Origin of the sequence: Paracoccus luteus, assembly GCF_004522155.1 — a bacterium.
Taxonomy (GTDB): Bacteria; Pseudomonadota; Alphaproteobacteria; order Rhodobacterales; family Rhodobacteraceae; genus Paracoccus; species Paracoccus luteus.
On sequence record NZ_SDEA01000004.1, the window covers coordinates 101,254 to 119,993 of the forward strand.

At 70.2% G+C, this 18,740-nt stretch carries 13 protein-coding genes; 7 read left to right on the forward strand and 6 right to left on the reverse strand.

The genetic code is table 11. The annotated features are described in order from the left end of the window. The first annotated feature begins 289 nt into the window (after nt 1–289). The 3 genes from EPA64_RS07175 to EPA64_RS07185 all read left to right on the forward strand — a co-directional run bounded on the left by EPA64_RS07175 (nt 290) and on the right by EPA64_RS07185 (nt 4,563). Nucleotides 290–2,491 carry a calcium-binding protein gene (locus EPA64_RS07175; protein ID WP_134725597.1) on the forward strand — a complete coding sequence of 734 codons (2,202 nt, stop codon included), beginning with the start codon at nt 290–292 and terminating at the stop codon, nt 2,489–2,491. Nucleotides 2,492–2,679: 188 nt separating this feature from the next. Beyond that, the gene (locus tag EPA64_RS07180; protein ID WP_134725598.1) at nt 2,680–3,591 is read left to right on the forward strand and encodes a LysR family transcriptional regulator; all 912 of its coding nucleotides are present in this window, start codon (nt 2,680–2,682) and stop codon (nt 3,589–3,591) included. Nucleotides 3,592–3,699: 108 nt separating this feature from the next. Beyond that, nucleotides 3,700–4,563 (forward strand): VOC family protein, encoded by an 864-nt coding sequence (locus EPA64_RS07185; RefSeq protein WP_134725599.1) that lies wholly within the window; start codon nt 3,700–3,702, stop codon nt 4,561–4,563. 141 nt (nt 4,564–4,704) lie between these two features. Here the strand turns inward: EPA64_RS07185 and EPA64_RS07190 are convergent, their stop codons facing one another. After that, nucleotides 4,705–5,247, reverse strand: coding sequence for an NADPH-dependent FMN reductase (locus EPA64_RS07190; RefSeq protein ID WP_134725600.1), 543 nt, complete (start codon nt 5,245–5,247; stop codon nt 4,705–4,707). A 401-nt stretch (nt 5,248–5,648) separates the two neighbouring features. On the opposite strand from EPA64_RS07190, the gene EPA64_RS07195 reads away from it, so the two are divergent. Next, nucleotides 5,649–6,572: a LysR family transcriptional regulator gene (locus tag EPA64_RS07195; RefSeq protein WP_134725601.1), complete on the forward strand. Its 924-nt coding sequence runs from the start codon at nt 5,649–5,651 to the stop codon at nt 6,570–6,572. A gap of 161 nt (nt 6,573–6,733) precedes the next feature. Here EPA64_RS07195 and EPA64_RS07200 read toward each other — a convergent pair whose 3' ends face one another. After that, nucleotides 6,734–9,223 (reverse strand): GcvT family protein, encoded by a 2,490-nt coding sequence (locus EPA64_RS07200; protein WP_134725602.1) that lies wholly within the window; start codon nt 9,221–9,223, stop codon nt 6,734–6,736. Nucleotides 9,224–9,409: 186 nt separating this feature from the next. On the opposite strand from EPA64_RS07200, the gene deoC reads away from it, so the two are divergent. Further along, nucleotides 9,410–10,402, forward strand: coding sequence for a deoxyribose-phosphate aldolase (gene deoC, locus EPA64_RS07205; RefSeq protein WP_134725603.1), 993 nt, complete (start codon nt 9,410–9,412; stop codon nt 10,400–10,402). A gap of 4 nt (nt 10,403–10,406) precedes the next feature. Next, complete coding sequence (locus EPA64_RS07210) at nt 10,407–12,791, forward strand: aldehyde dehydrogenase family protein (protein WP_134725604.1); 2,385 nt, start codon at nt 10,407–10,409, stop codon at nt 12,789–12,791. Nucleotides 12,792–12,811: 20 nt separating this feature from the next. Here the strand turns inward: EPA64_RS07210 and EPA64_RS07215 are convergent, their stop codons facing one another. Further along, nucleotides 12,812–14,443, reverse strand: coding sequence for a CHASE domain-containing protein (locus tag EPA64_RS07215; RefSeq protein ID WP_134725605.1), 1,632 nt, complete (start codon nt 14,441–14,443; stop codon nt 12,812–12,814). 168 nt (nt 14,444–14,611) lie between these two features. Between EPA64_RS07215 and EPA64_RS07220 the strand changes: the two genes are divergently transcribed. Next, the gene (locus EPA64_RS07220) at nt 14,612–15,823 is read left to right on the forward strand and encodes an NAD(P)/FAD-dependent oxidoreductase (protein WP_134725606.1); all 1,212 of its coding nucleotides are present in this window, start codon (nt 14,612–14,614) and stop codon (nt 15,821–15,823) included. A gap of 21 nt (nt 15,824–15,844) precedes the next feature. Here EPA64_RS07220 and EPA64_RS07225 read toward each other — a convergent pair whose 3' ends face one another. From EPA64_RS07225 to EPA64_RS07235, 3 genes are read right to left on the reverse strand one after another with little or no spacing between them, the layout of a single operon-like run. Further along, nucleotides 15,845–16,954 (reverse strand): ABC transporter ATP-binding protein, encoded by a 1,110-nt coding sequence (locus EPA64_RS07225; protein WP_134725760.1) that lies wholly within the window; start codon nt 16,952–16,954, stop codon nt 15,845–15,847. A 35-nt stretch (nt 16,955–16,989) separates the two neighbouring features. After that, nucleotides 16,990–17,796 carry an ABC transporter permease gene (locus tag EPA64_RS07230; protein ID WP_134725607.1) on the reverse strand — a complete coding sequence of 269 codons (807 nt, stop codon included), beginning with the start codon at nt 17,794–17,796 and terminating at the stop codon, nt 16,990–16,992. Next, nucleotides 17,793–18,662, reverse strand: a complete 870-nt coding sequence (locus tag EPA64_RS07235) for an ABC transporter permease (RefSeq protein ID WP_134725608.1) — start codon at nt 18,660–18,662, stop codon at nt 17,793–17,795. Before EPA64_RS07235 ends, EPA64_RS07230 begins: the two co-directional genes overlap by 4 nt. Between the last annotated feature and the right edge of the window lie 78 nt (nt 18,663–18,740).

An 18,740-nucleotide genomic window follows, 5' to 3' on the forward strand; every position in this document is an offset into this window, starting at 1 on the left:
CCGCCCGCGTGACGGTCCTGGACGAGGGCGGACGCTTGGCCGGGACGGTTCCGATGACCCGCGCCGTGGTAGTGGGACGGCAGGGCGCAGGGGCGGCGCGGGCGGCGCGACGTGCGGCATCGTCGCAGGGGGCGCCCGCGCCCCGGCCGCCACGGCATCTGCCGCTGAACCGTATTGCGCCGTCCGGGGGCGATGAGGCTGCCTGTCCATAAAGGCAGGTTGCCCGGGTTCCGGGGGTGCCTTATCCGAGATCGAGGCTTTATTCCATTTCAACGGCGGCGGTTGATTCATGGCTACACTTACCGGCTTTTCCATGCCTTCGGTCATCGATCTTTCGGCGGGACATGTTCCTTTCACCATCAGCGCCAGCGCGGTTGATCCCGATGGAATTGGTCGGGTCATCGTGTGGTTCGACCGGGATGTGACCTATAATTTCGGCAGCTCATCCACGGGCGGCACGTGGTCGCTTTTCGGGTTCTATGGAATCTACGATTCCTGGGCCGACGGTTCAGCCTCCGAGCAGCATTCGTTTCTCTCGACCAATTCCTCGGGCCGGGTCGATATCCTGCGCATCACCGTCGAAGACCGTCTGGGCAACGAGACAACCTACACCACCGACGACCTGCGGACCCTGGGTTTCATGACCGGGTTCGACATCGTCGGCTCGGCCCCCGCCCCGATCCAGGGCGCTTATGCGCGGGTGTCCGTGAACGACTCGATCCAGATCACCGAGGGCACCAGCCGCACGATTGACCTGGGCTTCCTGAACCTCACCAACCATTCCTTTCAGTGGGAGTATTCCACCACCACGGCCGGCGGCACGGCATCGGCCAGCGATCTGGGCGCGACTTCGGGCAGCGGCAGCATGTCGATATGGTCCACCTCGCCCGTGACCCGCGGCACCTCGATTTCCATTTCCGCGCTGCAGGATGGCATCCGGGAGGCGACGGAAACCGGCTATCTCACCATCCGGCTGGTGGGCGGCCTGACGTTCGACGACGGCGGCACGATGCGGGTCATCCGCATCGACGTGATCGACGACAACATGACGACCGGCGGCGCGGGCAACGACCGGTTGCGCGGCACGGCGGCGGCCGAAACCCTGGCGGGTGGCATGGGCAATGACACCTATCACGTCACCGCCGGCGACCGGGTGGTCGAGGCGGCGAACGCCGGCATCGACACCGTGCACAGCGCCCTGACCCGCTGGCTGGACCCGAATGTCGAGAACCTGACGCTGACCGGGACCGCCGCGATCAACGGCACGGGCAACGCGCTGGCCAACATGATCCGTGGCAATGCCGCGGCGAACCTGCTGAACGGCGGCGCGGGGGCCGACACGCTGGCGGGCGGTCTGGGCAACGACATCTATGTCGTGGACGGCGCCGACACGGTCGTCGAGACGCTGAACGGCGGCACCGATCTTGTGCAAAGCGCGGGCGGCCTGACGCTGGCCGCCAATGTCGAGAACCTGACCCTGACGGGCGCGGCAAACGTCGCGGGCGTGGGCAACGCGCTGGCCAACGTGATCCGCGGCAATGCCGGCATGAACCGGCTGGACGGCACGACCGGCGCCGACACGCTGGCAGGCGGCCTGGGCGATGACACCTATGTCACCGACGGCGGCGACACCATCGTCGAGGGGGCGAACGGCGGCATGGACCGGGTGCTCAGCTCGGCGTCGATCCGGCTGGCGGCCAACGTGGAAACGCTGGTGCTGACCGGCGGCGGCGCGATCAGCGGCACGGGCAACCTGCTGGCGAACGCGATCACCGGCAATGCGGCGGCCAACGCCCTGTCAGGGGACGCGGGCGACGACACGCTGACCGGCGGCGCGGGCGCGGACACGCTGACCGGCGGGGCGGGCCGCGACGTTCTGGCGGGCGGCGCGGGCAATGACGTGCTGGTCACCGACGGCCACGACATGCTGGTCGAACATGCCGGCGGCGGCGTCGATGAGGTGCGCTCAACAGCCTCGCTGCGGCTGGGCGCGAACCTTGAACATCTGGCGCTGACCGGGACCGCCGCCATCAACGGCACCGGCAACGCGCTGGCCAATGCGATCACCGGAAATGCGGCGGCCAACATCCTGTCAGGCGACGCGGGCAACGACAGCCTGAGCGGCGGCGCCGGGGCCGACTCGCTGATCGGCGGCGCGGGGCGCGACATGCTGATCGGCGGCCTGGGCGCCGACCGCTTTGTGTTCAATGCCGCGTCCGAAAGCGGGCTGGATTTCCACCGCGACGTGGTGGCCGACTTTGCCCGCGGCAGCGATCTGATCGACCTGCGCGGCATCGACGCCAACGGCGCGCTGGCGGGCAATCAGGCCTTTGCCTTTGGCGGCGCGACGGCGGTGCGCAACGGGGTGTGGTATGCCGACATCGGCGCGGACATGGTCGTGCGCGGCGATGTCAACGGCGACGGCGTTCGCGACTTCGAGATGCAGCTGCGCGGCGTCGGCGCACTGTCGGCCGCCGATTTTCTGCTGTGACGCACGGCTGAACGCAGGTGCGCCCCCCAGCTCGGGGGGCGGCGCGTCATCGGACTTGTGCCGGGTTCCTGCGTGGTGGCGCGACTTTCGTCGAGGCGCGCGCTTCGGGCTGCACCATCCGCAACATTGCTTACGCAATGCTGCTAGGCTGATCCCGGCACCCGCCCGTTGCTGCCGAAAGGATCATCATGGACAGGCTTGAATCCGACCGGATGTTCGTCGCGGTGATGGAGACGGGCAGCTTTACCGCCGCGGCCCGCCGGCTGGGGACCAGCTCGGGTCAGGCGTCCAAGCTGCTGTCCCGGCTGGAAGGGGAACTGGGCGTCCGCCTGCTGAACCGCACCACCCGCGCCGTGTCGGCGACCGAGGCCGGGCAGGCCTATTTCGACCGGCTGCGGCCCTTGCTGGACGAATTCGACAATCTGGACGCGTCGGTGCGCGACGCCTCGCACGCGCCGCGCGGGCGGTTGCGGTTGACCGCGCCGCTGACCTTCGGCGTCATCGCGCTTGCGCCGGCGCTGAACGACTTTGCCGCCCGCCACGACGGGATCGAGCTGGATGTCAGTTTTTCCGACCGCGTGGCCAGCCTTGTGGACGAAGGCTTCGACATGGCGGTGCGGGTGGGTCCGTCGTCGGATTCCAGCCTGATCGCCCGCAAGCTGTGCGACGTGCGCATCCTTGTGGTCGGCGCGCCGGACTATCTGGACCGGCGGGGCCAGCCGCTGGTGCCGCAGGATCTGGCCGGGCACGACTGCATCATCGACAGCAATTTCCGCGAACCGGGACGCTGGCCCTTTCAACAGGGCGGCAAGCCGGTCGCCGTCCCGGTCGCCGGACGCATCCGCTATGCCAACGCGCAGGCCTGCCTTGCGGCGGCGGAAAGCGGGCTGGGGCTCACCTGCGTGCCCGGCTTTGTCGCGGACGACGCGATCCGCGCGGGCCGGGTCCGGCAGGTGCTGGCCGAACACGAGCCGCCGCCCTATCCCGTCCACGCGCTCTATCCCCACAGCCGGCATCTGGCCGGCAAGCTGCGCCTGCTGGTCGATTTCCTGATCGACCGCTATCGCGACAGCCCCGCGCCGGATGCAGGCGATCCCTAGCATCGCGGAAGCAATCTTCTTCCCCTTCGACGGATTATCATCCGTCCTGACGAAAGCCATCTTCTGCCTCAGATGGCCGACCGGCCGCCCGTTCGACAGGAGACGCCCATGTCCACCAACCCTGACACCTTCGACCTTGGCGCCGCGCCCATGCGGATCGGGCGCGTGCGGCTGCGGGTCCGCGACCTTGACAAGGTCGCCGAGTTCTATGCCCGCGTGATGGGGTTGCGCCCGCTGTCCACCGCCGCCGACCGGGTCACGCTGGGCACCGCCACAACCCCGCTGCTGGAGCTGACGGGCGACGCCACGTTGTCGCCGCGCGACCCGCGCGATGCGGGGCTGTTCCACACGGCCTTCCTGCTGCCCGGCCGCCCGGATCTGGGGCGCTGGCTGGCCCATGTCAGGGACAACCGCATCCCCCTGCAGGGCGCGTCGGACCATATCGTCAGCGAGGCGGTCTATCTGGCCGACCCCGAGGGCAACGGGATCGAGGTCTATGCCGACCGCGCCCCCTCGGGCTGGCGCGGCGCGGATGGCGAAATCCACATGACGACCGAGCCGATGGACGGACCGGGGGTGCTCGCCTCGGCCGGCGGGACGGCGTGGACCGGGTTTCCCGAACAGGGCAGCGTCGGCCATGTCCACCTGCAGGTGGGCGACACCGCCGCGGCCGACCGCTTTTACCGCGACGTGCTGGGGTTCGACGTCGCCAGCCGCTATCCGGGCGCCAGCTTCTTCGGCAGCGGCGGCTATCACCACCAGCTGGCGGGCAACGTCTGGAACAGCCGCGGCGCGGGCGCGCGCCCGGACGGGGCCGCGGGGCTGGACGCGGTCGAGATCGTGCTGAACGACGCAAGCCTGCGCGGCCCGATCCTGACGCGCGCGGCCACCGCAGGGGTTGAAGTTTCAACCGCGGGCGATGCCCCTGTGCTGCGCGACCCGTGGGGCACGCGCATCGCCCTGGCCGCGTGACGGACACCATCACGCCGATCCACGGACAAGGGGCGGCGGCCGGCCTCGTGCCGCCGGGGCCGGATCTGCCGTGGGCGTTGCCTCGGGCGCGGCAAAGGGCCGCGGCTGACCGGATCGGCCGGCGGCGCTCTCCGCCGCCGGTCACAGGCTGGCCGCAAAGCCCGCCAGGAAACCGCGCAGCGCCGCGCGCGTCTTGTCGTCGGTCAGGTCGCCGTCGGCGTCGAACAGCCCGCCCGCGCGCGACACCATCAGCCGCCCCGAAAACCACGGCCGCGTCTTCAGCGTGCGCAGCACCGGCAGCCAGTGGTCCTGCGCCAGGACGGTCCCGAACCCGCCCGGTGACGCGCCGATCACCGCCACCGGCTTGCCCACGAACATCGCCAGCCCCTCGCCGCGCGACATCCAGTCGATGGCGTTCTTGAACACGCCCGGCACGCCGTTGTTGTATTCCGGCGTGACCAGCAGCAGCCCGTCGGCCGCCGCCAGCTGCGCCTGCAGCGTCACGACCGCAGGCGGCAGGCCCTCTGCCGCCTCAAGATCGCCATGATACAGCGGCACCTCGGCGATCGAGCCGATCTGGATGCGCGCGCCATCGGGCGCGACCTCGGCCGCGGCCCGCAGCAGGCCGCTGTTGAAGGACGCGCGGCGCAGGCTGCCGCTGAGGCCAAGGATGGTCCGGGTCATGTGTCACCTTTTCACGGGGCCGGTCTGCGGCAAGACGGTGGCGTCGAACAGGGAACCGGGCCGCCGGATGCCGGCGGGCCGGTCGAGGGCGCGGGTCAGTCCAACGGCTTCATCCCCGGCTCGATCTGGGCGCGCCGTCCTTCCAGAAAGGGCGGCAGCGACAGGAACAGGCACAGGTGTCGTTCTGGTTGACGGTCTGCTTGACCCGCCGCATTCCCGGGGTCTGCGTGTGGAAACGGTTGTTGGCGGCCGCGCCTGCGGTGGTGGATACCGGCAAGGTTCATCTCGGCCCTCTCTCGTTCATCCCGATACCGGCGCATGCGGCCCGGCCCGCCAGACCGCGGCCTGCGCAGCCCGCGTTCGGCGATTGCGAACGCGCGCGCGCCGCCTATGCTGGCACGATGCGCTATTCGCTGCACGAGATCGAGACGTTCCTGACCGTGATGGAGCTTGGCACCGTCTCGGCCGCGGCGGCGCGGATGAACCTGTCCAAGTCGGTCATCAGCAAGCGCGTGTCGGATTTCGAGGCGACGGTCGGGGCGGCGCTGTTTCGCCGCAATGCGGGCCGCATCACGCCCACCGAGGCGGCGCACCGGCTGGCCGAACGGCTGCGCCCGGCGCTGGCCGAACTGGTCGCGGCCACCGAAAGCGCGGCCTGGGGGATGGACGGGGCCGCGCCCTTGCGCGGCGCGCTGGCCATCGCCGCCCCGATGAGCTTTGGCACGATGTATCTGTCCCCGATCCTGGCGGGCTTTGCCGCCGCCCATCCGGGACTGGATTTGCGCATCGACTATGACGACAGGGTGCGCGACCTGGCGCGCGACGGCTTCGACATCGGCATCCGCATCGGCGAGGGCCGCGACGGGGCGCTGAAGGCCCGCAAGCTGTGCGAGGACCGGATGGCGGTCGTGGCAAGCCCCGCCTATCTGGCGCGCGAGGGAACGCCCGGCGCGCCGGCGGACCTGAACGGTCATCAGGTGATCGGCTATTCCCACGTGTCGGACGCGGCGGTGTGGCAGTTCCGCCAGGACGGCCGCAGCCTATCGCCGCACGTGTCGACCCGGCTGACCCTGAACAACGGCGAGGCGATCCGCGACATGGCCGCCGCCGGGCTGGGGCTGGCCATGCTGCCGGGGTTCCTGGTGTCGGACGCGCTGCGCGACGGCACGCTGGTCGCGGTCTTGCCTGACATGCGCGCACGCACCCTGCCAATCCTGGCGGTGTGGCCGCCGGTGGCGCCGATGCCCGCCAAGCTGCGGGCGCTGATCGACCACCTTGCGGCCGCGCTGTCGGATTGCGCGCCGTGGCAGCAGCCGCCGGGTTAGGGGCGGCCCGCCCGCCGGCCCGTGCCGGACTGCATGGTCACCTGGCCGGCCGGTCTCGGGTCGTGGACGCGGCGTTCCTCATCGTCGCGCTGGTGCGCAGGTCGCGCAGTTCCTGCGCACCCGGCACGGCGCCACTGCCCCGCGCCGGACGCGGCATGCGTTCAGCCGTCCACCCGGATGCGGGCGTTCGCGGGATCATAAGGACTGTCCTCGGTGACCACCGCGTCCCACAGCTCGCGCTGCATCCTGACCTGCAGCCGCGTTCCCGCCACCGCCAGATCGGGGCGGACATAGCCCATACCGATCTGCTTGCCGAACGCCACCGAATACCCGCCCGAGGTCAGCCGCCCGATTTTCTGCCCGTCCAGGAACAGCCCTTCGCGGCCCCAGGGGTCGGCATCGGCAGGCCCGTCGATCAGCACCGTCACGCACATGGACCGGATGCCGGTCGCCTGCATCGCGTCCTTGCCGCGGAAGTCCTTGCCGAGATCGACGAAGCGGTCCAGCCCCGCCTCCAGCGGAGTCGCGTCGCGGCCCAGTTCGGTGCCGAAGGCGCGATAGGATTTTTCCTGCCGCAGCCAGTTCTGCGCCCGCGCGCCGACCAGCCGCAGCCCGTGGCTTTCCCCCGCGCGAACCAGCTGGTCCCACAGGTGGCGCCCCATCTCGACCGGGTGGTGCAGTTCCCACCCAAGCTCGCCCGTATAGGCGACGCGGATCGCGCGCACCGGGACCATGCCCAGCTGGATCTCGCGCGTCGAAAGCCACGGAAAGCGCTTGTTGCCCAGCACCGTGGCGGGATCGGCGTCGCGGACCAGTTCGTTCAGGATCGCGCGGCTGTTCGGCCCGGCCAGCGCGAAGACGCCCCATTGGGTCGTGATGTCCTGCACCTCGATCCGGCCGAAGCCGGCTTCGCGGTCGGCGGCCAGCTTGCGCAGATTGTCCAGGTCGTAATCCGCCCAGGCCCCTGCGGACACGAGGTAATAGTCATCCTCGGCCAGCCGGACGATGGTGTATTCGGTGCGCGTGGTCCCTGTCTCGGTCAGCGCATAGGTCAGGTTGATCCGCCCTACCTTGGGCAGCCTGTTCGTCGTCAGCCAGTCCAGGAAGGCCGTTGCCCCCGGCCCCGAAACGCGGGTCTTGGCGAATGCGCTGGCGTCGATCAGGCCGGCGGTCTCGCGGATCGCGCGGGCCTCGGCCTCGGCATACTGCCACCAGCCACCGCGGCGAAAGCTGCGGGCGGCGTGGTCGTCAAAGCCTGCGGGCGCGTAATAGTTCGGCCGTTCCCAGCCGTTCACCTGCCCCATCTGCGCGCCCGCCGCGATCTGGCGGTCATAGGCGGGCGCGGTCCGCAGCGGGCGGCAGGCCGGGCGTTCCTCGTCGGGGTGGTGCAGGATGAAGACGTGCTCATACGCCTCCTCGTTCTTGCGGGCGGCGTATTCGGTCGTCATCCACTGGCCGAAACGGCGCGGGTCAAGGCTCGCCATGTCGATCTCGGCCTCGCCCGCCGTCATCATCTGGGCGAGATAGTGCCCCGTGCCGCCCGCCGCCGTGATGCCAAAGGAAAACCCCTCGGCCAGCCACATGTTGCGCAGGCCGGGCGCGGGGCCGACCAGCGGGTTGCCGTCGGGGGTATAGCAGATCGGGCCGTTGAAATCGTCCTTCAGCCCCACCGATTCCGATGACGGGATGCGGTGGATCATGGACATGTATTCCGCCTCGATCCGGTCCAGGTCCAGGGGGAACAGGTCGGCGCGGAAGCTTTCGGGCACGTCATAAAGGAACCGGGCGGGCGCGTTGCGTTCATACGGCCCCAGAATCCAGCCGCCGCGTTCCTCGCGCACATACCATTTCGCGTCCGCGTCGCGCAGCACGGGATGCTCGGGCTTGCCTTGCGCCCGCCACGCGGCCAGCGCCGGGTCGGGTTCGGTCACGATATACTGATGCTCGACCGGGATCGCGGGGATCTTGATGCCCAGCAAGCGGGCAGTGCGCTGGGCGTGGTTGCCCGTGGCGGTCACGACATGCTCGGCCCGGATCTCGAAGGGCTCGCCCGCGGGGACCAGATTGCCGCCGCGCTCGACCATGCGGTCGCAGGTGACGATCCATTCGCTGCCCGTCCAGCGATAGCCGTCCACCTGCACCCGGCGCTCGATCGTGGCGCCGGCCATCCGCGCGCCCTTGGCCATCGCCTGTGTCACGTCGGCGGGGTTGATATAGCCGTCGGTCGGATGGAACAGCGCGCCCTTGAGGTCCCCGGTCCGCACCAGCGGCCAGCGGGCGGCGATTTGGGCGGGGGTCAGGAACTCATGCTCGATCCCCACCGTCTCGGCGGTCGCGGAATACAGCATGTATTCGTCCATCCGCGCGTCGGTCTGCGCCATCCGCAGGTTGCCGCAGCGGGTAAAGCCCGCGTTCAGGCCGGTCTCACCCTCAAGCCCCGCATAAAGCCGCACGGAATAGTCGTGGATGTGGGTGGTGGCATAGTTCATGTTGAACAAGGGCAGCAGCCCCGCCGCGTGCCAGGTCGAACCCGCCGTCAGCTCGTCCCGTTCGACCAGCATCGTGTCCCAGCCCGCGCGGGCCAGATGCAGGGCGATGCCGGTGCCGACGGCGCCGCCGCCGACGACCAGGGCTTTGACGTGGGTCTTCATGGCATCTCCTTGCGCGCGTGTCGGGGCATGTGTGACACGGTGACGCATCCCGGCCGACAGCCGGGGACGACATCGGACGGGCTGAATGCGACATGGCCGGCGGATGGCGCGCCCGGCCCGGCTTGACGGGGCGGCGCAGGCGGCATCTGTTCGTTGGTGAAACAGCGGCGGCGGGCGGGGGGCGGAATGGCGGACAACGGCGGCGTTTCGACCGGCCCCGGACAGGGCGGCGCGCTGACCCGCGCCAACCCGCCGGTGCCCCTGGATCTGCGTCCGGTCGCGCACGCCGCCGTCAACCGTTCCGCCACCGAACGCCGCGCGGCCCAGATCGGAACCCGACGCAGCGTCAAGGGACTGCACCAGGCGGCCTGGCTGGTCCATGCCATCCGCTGCATCGACCTGACCACGCTTGCGGGCGACGACACCGCCGACCGGGTGCGCCGCCTGTGCGCCAAGGCCCGCCAGCCCGTGCGGCCCGACATCCAGGCGGCGCTGGGCGTGCAGGGGCTGACCACCGGCGCGGTCTGCGTCTATCCGACGATGGTGCCCCATGCCGTCGCGGCGCTGGATGGCTCGGGCATCCCGGTCGCATCCGTCGCCACCGGCTTTCCCGCCGGGCTGACGCCCCTGCCCCTGCGGCTGGCCGAGATCCGCTGGGCGGTGGAACAGGGCGCGGCCGAGATCGACATCGTCATCACCCGCGAACTGGCCCTGCGCGGCGACTGGCCCGCGCTGTATGACGAGATCGCCGCCATGCGCGAGGCTTGCGGGACCGCGCACATGAAGGCGATCCTTGCCACTGGCGACCTAGGCACGCTGACCACCGTCCATCGCGCCGCCACCGTCGCCATGCAGGCGGGCGCGGATTTCATCAAGACCTCGACCGGGAAAGAGCCGCAGAACGCCACATTGCCCGTCGCGCTGACCATGATCCGGGCGCTGCGCGACCATCAGGACGCCACGGGGCATGTCGTCGGCTTCAAGCCCGCCGGCGGGCTGCGCACCGCCAAGGAGGCGATGGTCTGGCTGTCCCTGATCCGCGAGGAGCTTGGCCCCCGCGCCATGCAGCCCGACCTGTTCCGCATCGGCGCCAGTTCGATGCTGGGCGACATCGAACGTCAGCTGGAACACTTCGTCACCGGGCGTTATGCCGCCCAGTCGCATCATCCGATGGGATAGGCCGATGACCATCCACGACATCCTTGCCGACATGGGATACGGCGCGGCGCCCGAATCCGCCGCGCCCGTGGCCGCGTGGCTGGCCGAACGCGCGCCCGGGATCGGGCATTTTATCGGCGGCGCGTTCTGGGCATTCACGCCTGACGCTGCCTTCGTCACCGAAAACCCGGCGAGCGGCGCGCCCCTGATCGCGGTGTCGCGGGGCACGGCCGCGGACGTGGACCGCGCCGTCGCCGCGGCCCGCACGGCCTTTCCCGGCTGGGCGGCGCGGCCCCCGGCCGAACGCGCGCGCCATCTTTACGCGCTGGCCCGGGCGGTGCAGAAGCACGAACGCTTTCTTGCGGTGCTTGAGACGACGGACACCGGCAAGCCGATCCGCGAATCCCGCGACATCGACCTGCCGCTTGTCGCCCGGCATTTCCATTATCACGCCGGCTGGGCCGCCGCCCTGCCGATGGAGTTCCCGGGTCACGCCCCCCACGGCGTCTGCGCGCAGGTGACCCCGTGGAACTTTCCGCTGCTGATGCTGGCGTGGAAGATCGCCCCCGCGCTGGCGGCCGGCAACACGGTCGTGCTGAAACCGGCCGAGCAGTCGCCGCTGACCGCCGCCGCATTCGCCGAAATCTGCGCCGAGGTCGGGTTGCCCCCCGGCGTGGTCAACATCGTGCAGGGCGACGGCGACACGGGCGCCGCGCTGGTCGCGCATCCGGGCGTGGACAAGGTCGCGTTCACCGGCTCGACCACGGTCGGGCGCGCGATCCGGGTGGCGCTGGCGGGGTCGGGCAAGGCGCTGACGCTGGAACTGGGCGGCAAGTCGCCGTTCATCGTGTTCGAGGGCGCCGATCTGGATGCCGCGGTCGAGGGGGTGGTGGACGGCATCTGGCTGAACCAGGGACAGGTCTGCTGCGCCGGATCGCGCCTGCTGGTGCAGGAAAGCGTCGCCGACGCGTTCACGGCCCGGCTGATGCGGCGGATGGAAACGCTGCGCGTGGGCGACCCGCTGGACAAGTCCACCGACATCGGCGCGATCATCTCTGCCGAACAGCTTGCGCGCATCCGGGGCCTGATCGACACCGGCCTGGCCGAGGGCGGGGCGCTGGCAACCGCGGGCAACCCCCTGCCGGGCAGCGGCCACTGGTGCGAGCCGGGGATATTCACCGGCGCAAGCCCCGCCGCGACGGTGGCGCAGGTGGAAATCTTCGGCCCCGTTGCCGCGCTGATGACCTTCCGCACCCTGGACGAGGGGGTCGAGATGGCGAACAACACCGCCTATGGTCTGGCCGCCTCGGTCTGGTCGCAGGACGTGGACACGGCGCTGGATGCGGCTGCGCGCATCCGCGCGGGCGTGGTCTGGATCAACGGCACCAACATGCTGGATGCGGCCGCGCCCTTTGGGGGGATGCGGGAAAGTGGCTTCGGGCGCGAGGGCGGTCGCGCGGGCATGGCCGCCTATCTGCGGTCCGACGGGGCCGCCCCGACCCGCCCCCTGCCGCAGCGCGCGGTCGATTACGCCCCGGCCCCCGCCCCCGCGACGCAAGGCGGCAACCGGCCGCCCGGCATCGACCGGACGCTGAAGCTATACATCGGCGGCAAGCAGGTCCGCCCGGACGGCGGCGCCAGCTATGCCCTGCGCGGCCCCGATGGCGCGCGGATCGGCGCGGCCGCGACGGGCGGGCGCAAGGACATCCGCAACGCCGTCGAGGCCGCGCGCAAGGCCGCCGGCTGGGCCGCGCTGTCGGGTCACGCCCGCGCGCAGATCGTCCATTTCATGGCCGAGAACATGGCCCAGCGGCGCGACCAGTTCGCAGCCTCGCTGGCCGCGGGCGGCTGCGACGATCCGGCGGCCGAGATCGAGGCGACGCTGGACCGGCTGATGCTGATCGGCGGCATGGCCGACAAGCTGGACGGAGGGGTTCAGTCGGCGCGCGCCCGCCACATGACGCTGACGGTGAACGAACCCTGGGGCATCACCGGGCTGATCTGCCCCCTTGGACAGCCGCTGATCGGCATGGTCACGCTGATCGCGGGGCTGATCGCGCAGGGCAACCGCGTCATCGCCGTGCCCGACCCCGCGCAGGCGCTGGTCGCGGGCGACCTGGCGCAGCTGTGCGACAGTTCGGACGTGCCGGGCGGGGTGGTGAACCTGATCACCGGCGATCCCGCCGTTCTGGGGCCCGTGCTGGCGGCGCATGACGATGTCGATGCGCTGTGGCACGCGGGCGACGCCGCCCTGCTTGCGCGGCTGGAAACCGAGGCCGTGGGCAACCTCAAGCCCGTCCGCGCCCACCCCGCCGCGCTGGACTGGGCGGCGCTGCCGATGCCGATGCTGCGGTCCGTGATCGCGGATGCGGTGCAGACCAAGACGATCTGGCTGCCCTACGGCGGGTAAGGCGGCGGGTGAGGCGGCGGTCAGGCCGTCATGTCCGACACCAGCGGAAAGGCGATGGTGACGTGCATGCCCTGCGGGCCGAAATCGCGGGTGATCCGGCCGTTCAGGTCGCCTTCGACCATCGCCTCCATCAGCTGGGTGCCAAAGCCGCCGCGGGACGGGTCGGCCGGGGCGGTCGCCTTGGATTCGATCCAGTCGAGTTCCAGCCATTCGCGCCCCGCGCGGTCGATGATCCGCCAGACAATCAGCATCTCGGGGATGCCGTCGGTGGTCTGGCCGTATTTCATCGCGTTGGTCGCCAGCTCGTGGATGACCAGCCCGACGCTTTGCGCCTGGCGGGCGTCCAGCTGCACGACGGGCCCGTCCATCACGCGGGCGGCCTGCTCGGCCAACATCACCTGCTCGATCTCGCGCCGGATCAGATCCTGCAGGTTCGCCGTGCCATAGCGGTCGCGGGTCAGCAGATCCTGCGTGCTGGCCATCGCCGACAGCCGGGCCGAGAACACCTTGTCGAAATCGTCCAGATCGGCCGCGCCGCGGCGGGTGTGGCGCGCGATGGCCTGGATGCGGGCGATGTGGTTCTTGATGCGATGCTTCATCTCTTGCAGCATCAGGTTGCGGTCCTCGGCCATGTCGGCGGCAAGGCGCGCCGAATGGCGGGCCGCGGCGATGGCGCGCGCGTTCACCCGCACCAGCGCCGCCGTGGCCAGCGCCAGCAGCAGCGACAGCGCGCCGACGAACGCGGTCGCGACGTGATCGTATTGCCGGGCAAAGCCCGCCGCCTCGGTCACCGTCACCTGCCACTGGCGCCCGGCGACGTCCAGCGTGCGCACGACCTGCCGCGGGTTGACCGCGCTTGCGCCCGCCGCGTCGTCGAACAGCGGCGTGTCCGGCGCGGCCAGATCGACGGTGCGCAATGTCACGGGCAACGGCACCTCGCCGTCGCGGACGGCGGCGGCGTGCAGGTCGCCCGCGCGGAACGGCGCATAGACAAAGCCCGCCACCTGCGCGAAGGGCGCGGGCGCGGTGCCCGGCGCGCCCGCGCGAACGGCGATATAGACCAGGAACCCGGTCTGCTTGGCGTCGGTGATTTCCTGCACCAGCTGCACGGGGCCGCTCGCCTGCGGGCTGCCGGTGCGCGCGGCCTCGGTCATCGCAAGGCGGCGGACCGGGCCGCTGAACATGTCGTATCCCAGCGCCGCGGCGTTGCGGTCGTCCTGCGGTTCCAGCAGCACGATGGCGCCGGCCACGGGCTGGTCGGTCGGCGGGTGCAGCGTGACCCGCGCGCCATAGTTCGCCGCGACCTCGGCCGGGATGGCCTGCGGCGCGGCCTGCGCCGTGACCAGCCGGGCGAAGCCGATGCCCTGGATGCCGCTGTAATCGTCGCGCAGCCCCAGCCCCGCGACATAGCGCGCGAACGTCCCCGCATCGACCGTGCCGTTCGTCGATTCGAACGATGCGGCGGTCGCCTGCAACAGCGCGATGTGCTGGTTGATGCGCTCGTGCAGGCGTCCGGCCACAAGGTCGGCCATGCGGTCGAACCGGGCGGCGGCCGCGCGGGATTCCAGCCGCAGGATGGTGAAGGTCAGCGCCGCGCCGACGGTCAGCGCAACGATCAGCACGACGGCTGGCAGGCGGCGGTTGGTGAGCAATCAGGTCTCCGGCTGAACCGCGCCCGCGGGGGTCTGGCGAGCGCGCAACATAGCCTGAATCGGCCATCTGGCAACTGGCATCTGCACAGGGCGCGGCCGTGACGGCGCGGCACTGGCCGCGGTGCCGCAAACGGCTATAGTCGCGCGGAAACAAGCCGGGGGGCGGACATGGATCGCGTCGTCATCGTGGGGGCCGGTCAGGCGGGGTTGTCGGTGGCGGCCAGCCTGCGGGCGGACGGGTTCGCCGGCGCCATCACCCTGATCGGGGACGAGCCGGGGCTGCCCTATCAGCGCCCGCCGCTGTCCAAGGCCTTCATGAAGGACGGCGACGCGACCCGGCTGGCGCTGAAGCCGGAAAGCTTTTTCGCGTTGGCCGACGTCGCGTATCGGCCGGACGCCATCGTGGCAGCCATCGACCCGGCGGCGGCCGTGGCCGTCCTGGCCTCGGGCGAGCGCGTGGGGTTCGACCACCTGGTTCTTGCCACGGGCGCGCGCAACCAGCGCCCGCCGGTGCCGGGGCTGGACCTTGCCGGCGTGCACGAACTGCGCGGACTGGCCGACGCCACGCGGCTGCGCGCGGCGATGGCGGATGCGCGGCGCGCGGTGGTGATCGGGGGCGGCTTCATCGGGCTGGAGTTCGCGGCCGTCGCCGCCGAGGCGGGGCTTGCCGTCACCGTGGTCGAGGCCGCCGACCGGCTGATGGCCCGCGCCGTGACCCCTGCCCTGTCGGCGCGGTTCCTTGATTTCCACCGTGCTTCGGGGGTGGATGTCCGGCTGTCCGCACTGGGGCGCGGCATCACCGGCGGCGGACGCGCCCAGGGGGTCGAGCTTGCCGATGGAACGACGCTGCCGGCCGATCTGGTGCTGGTCGCGACCGGGGTCCGCCCCAACACCGAACTGGCCGAGGCGGCGGGACTGGCGGTCGCCAACGGCATCGTCGTGGACGAACACCTGCGGACCGCCGACCCCCGCATCTTCGCCATCGGGGATTGCGCCAATTTCCCGCTGGGCGGGATCGCCACGCGGCTGGAATCGGTGCAGGCCGCGACCGACCATGCCCGCCATGTCGCCCGCGCGATCATGGGCGCGGACCAGCCGCCCTATGGCGCGCTGCCGTGGTTCTGGTCGGACCAGGGCCCGCTGAAGCTGCAGATCGCGGGCCTGTCGGCGGGGTTCGACGACACCGCCGCGCTGACCGACGCCACGGGCGCCGTTGATACAGTGCTGGCCTATCGCGGGGACCGGCTGATCGCGGTCGAGACGGTGAACCAGCCCGGCCGCCACATGGCCGCGCGCAAGCTGTTGTCGCGCCCCGAGCCGGTCAGCCGGGCCGCGGTCGAGGCGGCCGGTCACGACCTGCGAACGCTGCTGGCGGGCTAGAGGCCCCGCGCGCCGGCGACCTCAGCGGAACAGCACCAGCGAGCCGGGCGACCACACGACGCGGGTGCGGGTGCCCACGTCCGGCACCTCGCGCCCGAACAGGTTGCGCATCGACACCCGCACCGGTCGTGCGATGCCGTCGTAACGGGCGGACCCGTCCATGCGGACGTCGTAATAGGTCATGTCGCCGTAATAGACGACCTCATCGATGACCCCGCCGGATACGCGGTCCACCGCCCGCTCCGGGCCGCGACCGGCCACCGGGGTCAGGGTCACCGCCTCGGGGCGGAAGCCGACGGTGGGGCCGGCGTCGCCGGGGTTCGCCCGGCTGACGTTGCGCATCGGCACCTCGACCACGCCAAAGCCGGGCGCGTCCACCGTCACGCCCCGGTCGGTTTCGCCCAAAATGCGCGCGGGCAGGAAGTTCATCACCCCGATGAAATCCGCGACGCGGCGGCTGGCGGGGCGGGCATACAGCGCCTCGGGGCCGTCAAGCTGCGCGATCTCGCCCTCGAACATGACGGCGATGCGGTCAGACATGACCAGCGCCTCCTCCTGGTCGTGGGTCACCAGCACGAAGGTGATGCCGACCTGCCGCTGCAGCTTGATCAGTTCCACCTGCATCTGCTCGCGCATCTTGCGGTCGAGCGCGGACAGCGGCTCGTCCAGCAGCAGCACCTTGGGTTTCAGGATCAGCGCGCGGGCCAGCGCGACGCGCTGGCGCTGGCCGCCCGACAGCGCATGCGCGGCGCGGCGGCCAAACCCCTTCAGCCCCACCATCTCCAGCGCCTCGTCCACGGCCCGCGCCTTTTCGACGGCGCTGCGCGGGTCGCGGCGCAGGCCGAAGCCGACGTTCTGCGCGACGGTCAGATGCGGAAAGATGGCATAGGACTGGAACACCATGTTGGTGGGGCGCGCGTTCGCGGGCACGTCGCGCATGTCGCGCCCGTCGATCAGCACGACGCCGGACCCGATCTCCTCGAACCCGGCAATGGTGCGCAGCAGCGTGGTCTTGCCGCAGCCCGACGGACCCAGCAGGGAAAAGAACTCGCCCTCGCGGATGGTCAGGTCGATGCCCCGCAGCGCGTGATAGTCGCCATAGTATTTCTGCACCTGCCGGCATTCGATCATCGGCTTGCGGCCGTCTGGGTTGGCGGCGGGTGGGGTCACAGAAAGCCTCCGGTGTCCTTGGCGCCGGTCCGGGCGACGCCCCGGCGGCGGAAATATTCGGCGATGCCCAGCAGCACGATGGACGCCAGCACCAGGATGGTTCCCAACGCCATGATGACGGGGATCGACTTGGGAAAGCGCAGCTGGCTGAAGATATAGGTGGGCAGCGTGGGTTCGTTCCCCGCCAGGAAAAAGGCGATGATGAACTCGTCCAGGCTGACGGTAAAACACATCAGCATGGCCGAGATGATCCCCGGCATCACCAGCGGCAGGATGACAAGGCGAAACGCGCTGAGCTTGGTTTCACCCAGATCCTGCGCGGCCTCTTCCAGCGACTTGTCCAGCGACGAAAAGGCCGTCGTCATGATCGCCACCGCATAGGGCATGCAGATCAGCGTGTGGCCCAGAATGACGGTGAACACCGACAGCTTGACCCCGATGGCCAGCAGCACCACCAACAGCGACATCGACACGATGATTTCCGGCATCACCAGCGGCAGCATGATCAGCCCCAGCGCCGCGCCCTTGCCGGCAAAGCTGAACCGCGTGGACGCGCGCGCGGCGAATATCCCCAGGCAGGTCGCCAGCACCGCGGAACTGAACGCGATGATCAGCGAGTTCGCCAGCGCCTTGCGCAGCGCGGCATTGCCCCACATCTGCACGAACCAGTCGGTCGTGAACCCCTTGAGCGGGAAGGCGATGATCGTGCCCGCGTTGAACGCGAAGATCGGCAGCAGCAGGATCGGCGCGTAAAGGAACACGAGGTAAAGGACGGCATAGGCCCGCAGGCCCCCGCCCCTCATTGCCGCACCCGCAGGAAACGCCGGTTCAGCGCCAGGAACAGCGCCGCCAGCACCGCCACGATCAGCATCGCGGTCACGGCCAGCGCCGACCCCAGCGGACGGTTGTCCTGGTCCAGCATCTGGCTTTGGATCATGTTCGCCACCATCGGGATCTTGCCGCCGCCGATCAGCGCCGGGGTCACATAGTCGCCGATCACCGGGATGAACACGATCAGCACCGCCGCCAGCACCCCCGGCATCGCCAGCGGCAGGGTGACGCGCCAGAAGGTCATCGCGCGGCTTTCACCCAGGTCGCGCCCCGCCTCCAGCAGCGAGCGGTCGATCTTTTCCAGCGCGACATAGATCGGCAGGATCGCGAAGGGCGCATAGGCGTGCGCCAGCGTCATCACGATGGACCCGGTGTTGTAGAGCAGGAACGACAGCGGCTGGTCGATCACGCCCAGGCTTTTCAGGCCGGAATTAATGACGCCGTTGAACCCCAGGATCACCTTCCACAGAAAGACGCGGATCAGATAGCTGGTCCAGAACGGGATGGTGATCAGGAATATCCACAGCGCCTTGCGGTCGGGCGGGACGACGAACGACAGGAAATAGGCGACCGGGAACGCCAGCAGCACCGTCGCCAGCGTGACCATCGCGGCCACCGACAGCGACCGGATCATGATCGTGCGAAAGATCGGGTCCGCCCAGACGGCGCGATAGTTTTCCAGCGTGAATTCGCGCACGACGGTCAGATAGCCGTCCTTGAAGAACGAATAGGCCAGGATCGTCAGCAGCGGGACGCCCAGCATCAGCACCGCATAGACCAGCGGCGGCGCCACGATCCGCAGGCCCTGCGCGGCCTCTTTGCCGTTGGCTACAGCCATCCACGTCCCCTCTGACCGGCGCCTGCCGGCGCGGCGCTTTTCGGCGACAGTTCCACAGTCTCGGCCCAAGGAAAAGGG

Coding starts and splice junctions, on each gene's coding strand:
- EPA64_RS07175 (WP_134725597.1), top strand. CDS start 290: ATGGCTACACTTACCGGCTTTTCCATGCCTTCGGTCATCGATCTTTCG.
- EPA64_RS07180 (WP_134725598.1), top strand. CDS start 2,680: ATGGACAGGCTTGAATCCGACCGGATGTTCGTCGCGGTGATGGAGACG.
- EPA64_RS07185 (WP_134725599.1), top strand. CDS start 3,700: ATGTCCACCAACCCTGACACCTTCGACCTTGGCGCCGCGCCCATGCGG.
- EPA64_RS07190 (WP_134725600.1), bottom strand. CDS start 5,247: ATGACCCGGACCATCCTTGGCCTCAGCGGCAGCCTGCGCCGCGCGTCC.
- EPA64_RS07195 (WP_134725601.1), top strand. CDS start 5,649: ATGCGCTATTCGCTGCACGAGATCGAGACGTTCCTGACCGTGATGGAG.
- EPA64_RS07200 (WP_134725602.1), bottom strand. CDS start 9,223: ATGAAGACCCACGTCAAAGCCCTGGTCGTCGGCGGCGGCGCCGTCGGC.
- deoC (WP_134725603.1), top strand. CDS start 9,410: ATGGCGGACAACGGCGGCGTTTCGACCGGCCCCGGACAGGGCGGCGCG.
- EPA64_RS07210 (WP_134725604.1), top strand. CDS start 10,407: ATGACCATCCACGACATCCTTGCCGACATGGGATACGGCGCGGCGCCC.
- EPA64_RS07220 (WP_134725606.1), top strand. CDS start 14,612: ATGGATCGCGTCGTCATCGTGGGGGCCGGTCAGGCGGGGTTGTCGGTG.
- EPA64_RS07225 (WP_134725760.1), bottom strand. CDS start 16,954: ATGATCGAATGCCGGCAGGTGCAGAAATACTATGGCGACTATCACGCG.
- EPA64_RS07230 (WP_134725607.1), bottom strand. CDS start 17,796: ATGAGGGGCGGGGGCCTGCGGGCCTATGCCGTCCTTTACCTCGTGTTC.
- EPA64_RS07235 (WP_134725608.1), bottom strand. CDS start 18,662: ATGGCTGTAGCCAACGGCAAAGAGGCCGCGCAGGGCCTGCGGATCGTG.